Origin of the sequence: Almyronema sp., assembly GCF_052168255.1 — a bacterium.
Classification (GTDB): domain Bacteria; phylum Cyanobacteriota; class Cyanobacteriia; order Phormidesmidales; family Phormidesmidaceae; genus Sphaerothrix; species Sphaerothrix epifaneia.
Map to the genome: position 1 here is coordinate 140839 of NZ_JBQLZL010000004.1, position 6927 is coordinate 147765.

The 6927-nt window shown below is 49.2% G+C and carries 5 protein-coding genes; 4 read left to right on the top strand and 1 reads right to left on the bottom strand.

From position 1 onward, the window contains the following. Nucleotides 1–39 precede the first annotated feature (39 nt). Nucleotides 40–1866 carry an ABC transporter ATP-binding protein gene (locus ACTS3T_RS01140; RefSeq protein WP_377965265.1) on the bottom strand — a complete coding sequence of 609 codons (1827 nt, stop codon included), beginning with the start codon at nucleotides 1864–1866 and terminating at the stop codon, nucleotides 40–42. Between the two features lie 258 nt (nucleotides 1867–2124). Here ACTS3T_RS01140 and ACTS3T_RS01145 point away from each other — a divergent pair, with 258 nt between their 5' ends. From ACTS3T_RS01145 to ACTS3T_RS01160, 4 genes are all read left to right on the top strand, one after another. Then, nucleotides 2125–2571, top strand: a complete 447-nt coding sequence (locus tag ACTS3T_RS01145) for a CsbD family protein (protein WP_377965263.1) — start codon at nucleotides 2125–2127, stop codon at nucleotides 2569–2571. 330 nt (nucleotides 2572–2901) lie between these two features. Beyond that, on the top strand, nucleotides 2902–3174 hold the full coding sequence (locus ACTS3T_RS01150) for a hypothetical protein (RefSeq protein ID WP_377965261.1): 273 nt from the start codon (nucleotides 2902–2904) through the stop codon (nucleotides 3172–3174). Between the two features lie 185 nt (nucleotides 3175–3359). Continuing rightward, entirely contained in the window at nucleotides 3360–5588 is a 2229-nt protein-coding gene (locus tag ACTS3T_RS01155) for a PAS domain-containing hybrid sensor histidine kinase/response regulator (RefSeq protein WP_377965259.1), read from the top strand. A gap of 146 nt (nucleotides 5589–5734) precedes the next feature. Beyond that, nucleotides 5735–6898, top strand: coding sequence for a response regulator (locus tag ACTS3T_RS01160; protein ID WP_377965257.1), 1164 nt, complete (start codon nucleotides 5735–5737; stop codon nucleotides 6896–6898). The last annotated feature ends 29 nt before the right edge of the window (nucleotides 6899–6927 follow it).

A 6927-nucleotide genomic window follows, 5' to 3' on the forward strand; every position in this document is an offset into this window, starting at 1 on the left:
CTATAAGGGCTACAGTCTATCACTACAGAGGTAGAGCGGTTAAACCTCTAGCATTTGCAAACGATAAAGACTGGCATAAAGCCCTGCTTTCGCCAAAAGCTCATCATGGCTACCTTGTTCAACTAAACGACCTTGCTTTAACACCAAAATGCGATCAACGTTGCGAATGGTTGAAAGTCGGTGAGCAATAATAATCGCTGTGCGATCGACTAACAGCTTGTCGAGTGCATCTTGAATTAAAGCTTCAGTGCCAACGTCTAAGTTTGCGGTTGCTTCATCCAAAATCAAAATGCCTGGATCACGAATGGCGGCTCTAGCAAATGCTAAAAGCTGTCTTTGGCCACCCGATAAATTAGTCCCCCGTTCGCGCAAAGAGGTGTCATAACCTTGCGGAAGCTGCTCAATGAGCTGAGCCACATTAGTATTTTTAGCAGCTTGTTGAATATCGGCAAAAGAATAGTCTTCGCCCAGGGTGATGTTGCTTTTCACGTCCCCGGCAAACAAAAAGCCGTCTTGCAAAATGACGGCCATGCGTCGGCGCAATTCGCTTTGAGGCAAGTCGCGGATGTTAATGCCATCCAACAAAATTTCGCCTTTGCTGACATCATAAAGCCGACACAATAGCCGAATAATTGAGCTTTTACCAGCGCCAGTGGGGCCGACGAGCGCTACTTTTTCCCCTGGGCGAATGGTAAAGTCTAAATCTTGTAAAACGTATTCGTCGGGTTTGTAGCCAAACCAAACTTGCTTAAAGCGAATTTCCCCAGGTAGGGTGGTCGATCGCGTTAGATACTGCACCCGTTCGGCATTTTCTGGATCGCGAATTTCGATTGGCTCATTTAATAAATCACGAATACGTTCAATCGCGGTAAAGCCTGCTTGAATAGCGGTAAATTTATCGGCAAATTGCCGCAGGGGGTCAAACAAACGCTGGGCAAACAAAATAAATGAAGCCAATACGCCAAAGGTCATCGCTTCTCGCATGACCAATAAGCCCCCTAGCCCTAGCACGCCAGCGATCGCCACTAGCGACACCCACTCCAGCGTAGAAGAGACTGCCGAATCATGAAAAATAGTTTTGTCAACAGCTCGAATGTAGCTTTGGTTGGTTTTACGAAACAGTTCAGCATTAAAGGTTTCGCGCCGAAACAACTGCACCACGTTAATGCCAGCAACGTTTTCTTGCAGGTTGGCGTTTAATTCTGAAAGTCTTTCCCGAGCTTTGTAATTGGCTTTGCGATACTGTTGTTGAAAATAAACAATCAACCAGGTGACTGGTAGCAGCAGCATCACAAGCATTAGGGCTAACTGCCACTGCATCACAAACATCGTCACCAGCAACACCAAAATTGAGACAATGTCGCTAATAATGCCGATCGCACCCGTGGAAAACACGTCACCTAGGGCGTCAACATCGCTGGTGAGCCGGGTAATTAATTTACCAACCGGGGTGCGATCGAAAAAGCGCACGGCTAAAGAGGTCACATGCTCAAACAGGTCGTCTCGAATGCTGGCAGTAATGCGCTGCCCAACTTTCTGCACCAGGTAGCTTTGCAGACCGTCCAGCGTTAACCGTATGGCTACCGTGACTAGCAGAAGTATGACAATTAGATTTAACCCAGAGCGCAGCGTTTGGTCTTCTAAAAACCAAGCCACCGGCTCTTGTCGAATTAAAGAAATGGCTTGACCGATTAAAACAGGCTGCAACGCATTGGCTAAAGCGAGGGGTACCAGCAAAATCATCGGCCAGATCAACAGCCGTCGGTGTCGCTTGATGTAGGGCAGCAGCCGTAGCAACAACCGCCAATCGCTATCATGCTGGCGATCGGCACCTTGAACAGCAGACAAATGAGAAGCAGAAGTCATACAGGCCGGAGAGATAAGGTTGCACTTGCTACAAAACAGGGACTCTACTCACTGTATCGCAAGCGCTAGTCCCTTTAATGGGTCTGACGCAGCTACAGAGGGTTGGCAGGCTCTATCAAACGACAGAAATCAGTGAGATAAAGGGATTTCGTCGCTTTAGTTCAGTCTAGAGGCTGATGAGAAGCCGAAAACGACAGTGCTACAACTGCAAATGAATTGCACCGATATTTCCTATAAGAATCAAGAGGTATAGCCTATATGAAGACTCTTAGCTCAGTTAACCGTTTTGCTAAGGCCGTCAAAGCCCAGATGGCGATCGCCATTGCATTTTTCCTGGCAGTTGGCAGTGTTTTAGTCGTCTCTACGGCTCCTGCGATGGCTGCAGTGGGCACTGATGCCAGCCGCGTTGCTCCGGGTTCTCAAGCGGCGGCTGAAGTCGTCCAAGATCGGGCAAAGCGTGAAGCTGACCGGATGCTGGGTGCAGGCACCAGCAACAAAGTTGAAGGCGCTATCGAAGGAACGGTAGGTAAAGCTAAGCGCCAAGCTAACGACTTTGGCACTCAGGTTGAAGGCGCTGCTGAACAAGCAGAAGGCAAAGTTAAGCGTGATGTCGGTCGGGCTAAATCTACCGCCGAAACCGCTACTGATAAAGCGGGAGATGCGGGTGAAAGCCTAATCGATAGCATTAAAGACTTCTTTAACTAGACGCAGTCACCCAGCTCGAATGCATCAACCCTGTCTAGTCAGAGTTACAGAGGGCTTAATCAAGCTCAGTAGCTGACCCCGGCAAGAGCAGAGGATGACTGAGAGCCTAGACACCCTGTCTTTAGATTGTTGAGATGATTAACCCTGACTTTACCCGGTCAGGGTTTTTTGTGGCGATCGCAATTTTTAGTCACCGCCCCTTTGCAGCTAGGCTCAAAGTGCGGTACCATCCTCTATCTCTTATCTATTTTGGCGCGGGCGTCGCGGTGACTCCCGGCCAACTTTAGAAAAACCGACAGGACAGTTTCTACTGAAATATAGTTTCAAGTCATGGTTGCAAAAGGTCGAGCAGAAGTTTCTATCAAATTTACGGGTATCCCAATGACGCGACAGTTGGCAAATAGTCGGCAGCAAATCGAGGTATTTTGCGAAGGCTATACCTTTGTCGCAGCGATAAAAAATAAAACCTGGCAAAAATTTCTTCAATCTGCCAAAGAGTTTCCGGCCTGGGCGGGCGGGCTTTCTGGCAAATTAGGTGAACAGCACGGCGCTACTATCTATTTAGAAGAAGCCGGACTGCAAATTTACGAAAAGAAGCTTTAGCCCCATGAGGCTGACGGCGGCATGCAAAAACATAACAAGTCTCCGGTCAGGTTGGTACTGATGAGCCAAGGTGATTAATTCTACAGACCCTTCTTTTGGAAGAGGAACTTCAGCCAGCCGCAGTGTTAACTTAAATTAAGGCATCTTCCTTATAGTTAGCATTATTTTGATGGCTCTTGTTTGTTATGAACTCCGCTAATCCGCTGGAGCCGAGCTTGTATTCTTTTCAAGAACAGCCTGCCCTTATTCTCGAACAAGTAGACGATGCGATCGCGCTGCTAGACGCTGATCAGCGATTGGTTCTATTTAATCAAAAGCTGGTACAGACGCTTAATCTTGATAGCGCTTGGCTCAAGCAGCAACCCTGTTTGAGCGAAATTTTGGCGCTTTTAGTCGAACAAGGCAACTGGAGTTCGCAGCAGCGGGATCACATTTTGCAAGCCTGCGATCGCTCATCTGGCCAAAGCCAAGCAATTCAAATTAACCAAAGCAACCAGCTTTATTTAGAACTTTATACAACGGCTACCTCTAACGGCGGCAAGCTACTTATTTTTCGCAATTTAACGGCACAGCGGCAGGCACAAAACGATCTTGCGGCTGAAGTCCGACGGTTAACGTTTTTGTTAGGACTCACCGAGCGATTACAAACTTCTGATAATTTGACTCAAATTGGTCGCTTTGCCCTCAGCTACTTGGTTGAGGCCATGGGCGCTGCGTTTGGAGATGTCAAAGTTGTCAGTGGCAGAGGCCCTCGGCGAACGGCAGGAATGTTGACCAATCTCATTTCGGGTCAGTTTATTGCGACCTACGGTGAACCCGCCGTAGACGCTATGCAACAGCGCCTCGACCAGGGTATTCCCTACGGGCAGGGGCTTTTGTGGCAAGTGGTAGAAACGGGGCAGCCCTGTTTTGTGGAAGACTATGCCAACCATCCTCAAGCGGTTGAAGAGTTTCGTCATCCAGCCATTGGTCAGTTGGGCATTTTCCCCATTCCCTCAGCCGACGGTACGATTATTGGGGTGCTGACGTTAGAGTCTCGCAGTTTACAAAAGCTACAGGAAGCGCCGCAGCAAGATATGCTGCTTGCGGCTTGTCGCACTTTGGGGGCGGCGATCGAGCGGGCACAGGCTCAAGCTAGGTTACAGCGCATCAACCAAGACTTAGAACGGGCTTCTCGGCTCAAGTCAGAGTTTTTGGCCTCTATGTCGCATGAGTTGCGCACACCGCTCAACAGTATTTTGGGATTTTCAGAACTGCTGTTGCGCCAGCGACAGGGTTTAGATAAGCGCCAGGTAGGCCATATCAGCCTGATTCGTCAGAGCGGGCAGCATCTTTTGCATTTGATCAACGACATTTTAGATCTGTCGAAAGTTGAAGCAGGCAAAGTCGAGCTAGATCTGGCAAAGGTTTCTATTCAAGAGCTGTGTCGTCAATGTTTAGAAATGATTCAGCCACGGGCTGAGCGCAAACGCCTATCGCTCTCGCTGGAACTAGATTATCAGCTTGATCAAGTGGTTATCGATGAGCGGCGGGTGCGGCAGATTGTGATTAATCTGCTTTCCAATGCAGTTAAGTTTACGCCCGAAAAAGGCAAGGTCAAGCTAGCGGTGCAGCTAGCCTACGGCAACCAGCTATTGCAAGACATGCGGCCCGATGAAAGCCCTGTCAATCTCAGCACTCCCTATCTTTGTATTGCCGTTAGTGATACGGGCATCGGGATTACTGAAGAGAAAAAGCACCTGCTGTTTCAGCCTTTTCAACAGATTGACGCTTCGTTGACGCGTCGCCATGAGGGTACAGGTTTGGGTTTAGCGTTGACCAAGCGCCTAGCCGAGCTGCATGGGGGCACGGTGTCTTTTGAATCTAAGCTGGGGGAAGGCAGTACTTTTCGTGTGTGGCTACCGCTAAACGAGCTGCGATCAAGTCTGCGCCCAACGTCGCCTCAACCCCCGACGGCGAAAGATTTGCCTGCTAGCTATCAAACGGCGATCGCTGAGAGCTTGAGCCAGTCTGATCAAAGTCGGGTTTTAGTCGTTGAAGACCAGCCTTACAACCAATCGCTAATTGCTGAGCTGCTAGAAATCGAAGGCTATACGGTTGATATTATTGCTGACGGCCAGACCATGCTAGAAACCATTCGGTCGCCGCTCATTAGCGTGCGATCGCTGCCATTGGCTGTCTTGATGGATATTCAGCTTCCTAACGTAGATGGCTTTGAACTAATTCGCCAGCTTAAAGCGCATCAGCTTTGGCAGTCGGTACCCGTGATTGCTGTCACGGCTATGGCTATGACGGGCGATCGCGATCGCTGTTTAGCAGCCGGAGCCGACGCTTACCTAAGTAAACCACTCGACTTTAGCCAACTGGTTCAGCAACTCAATCGACTGATTGAGCCGCCTGAAAATCCTACTTAATCTAACAAAATCGACCCGCCCAGGCGGATAGCGATCAGGACATCTGTAAAGTTAAGCAGTGCATCTAACGCCAAGCCCTATCAGCTTCTCCAAGAAAGTTGTTCAATCCTCATTATTTATCCACCGTTGCACCCCTGCCACCTGCTATGATGCCTGCTCCTTATATCTTGCTGGTAGATGATGAACCGCATAATTTGCTTCTGCTAGAAGAGTTACTGGCGGCAGAAGGCTATGTGACTTGCTCGGTGGCTTCTGGCATGGAAGCGCTAGAGCAGGCGCAAACTCAGCGTCCGGAGCTAATTTTGTTGGATGTGATGATGCCGGATATGGACGGCTTTGAAGTTTGTGAGCAGCTAAGAACCAATGCGGCTTTGCAAACTGTACCTGTTATTTTTTTGACGGCGCTAGATGACGATGCTTCTCGGCTGAAAGGGTTGGCAGCTATGGGCGACGACTACCTCACCAAGCCGATCAACGCCGATTTAATGTTGACCAAAATTGATAGTTTGTTGCGGCTGCGGCAGCTACAGCAGGCAGCATACGAAACCAAGATCAATCAGCAGGTACGGGCTTTTCAGGCGGCTCAGGTAAAGTCTCGGCAGCAGATGCTGGCTGCGCAAAAAATTAATGAAGCTCTTTCTGAAAAGTTTCGTCTGTTTGTGCCAGACCAGTTTTTGCAGCGTGTGGCTCCTCAGGGGGTGGAGTCTATTGAATTAGGCAACGCCATTGAGTCAGAAGTGACAATTTTATTTTGTGATATTCGCAACTTTACCGCGATCGCTGAAACCCAATCTGCTCAAGAAACCTTCACCTGGCTCAACACATTTTTCACTTTGATCAATCAGGTGGTCGAAGCCTGCCACGGCTTTATTGATAAGTATTTAGGTGATGCTGTAATGGTGGTTTTTGACCGCTCACATCGCCATGCGGTTGACGGACTTACCGCTGTTGTCAAAATTTCTCAAGCTTTAGTGCAACTCAACCAAAGCCCAGCGGTGGCCGAACTGGGCAGCCCCATTCGCATTGGTATGGGGCTGCATACAGGGTCAGCGGTAATCGGCACCATTGGAGCCAGTCGTCGTATGGATACGACGGTCGTTGGCGACGTCGTGAACACGGCTGCCCGCTTAGAAGAACTGACCAAAACCTATGCGTGTCAGGCTATTACCAGCGAAGCGGTCGTGCAGCAGTTACCCAATAATCATCCTTTTCAACTGCGCTGGGTGGCTCAGGTAGCGCCACGAGGCAAGCAAGCCCAAATCCAGCTTTACGAGGTGCTGGGAATGGACGAAACCCAACAGCCCTATTGAGCAACGGGTTCTTCTGCAACTGATTCTGT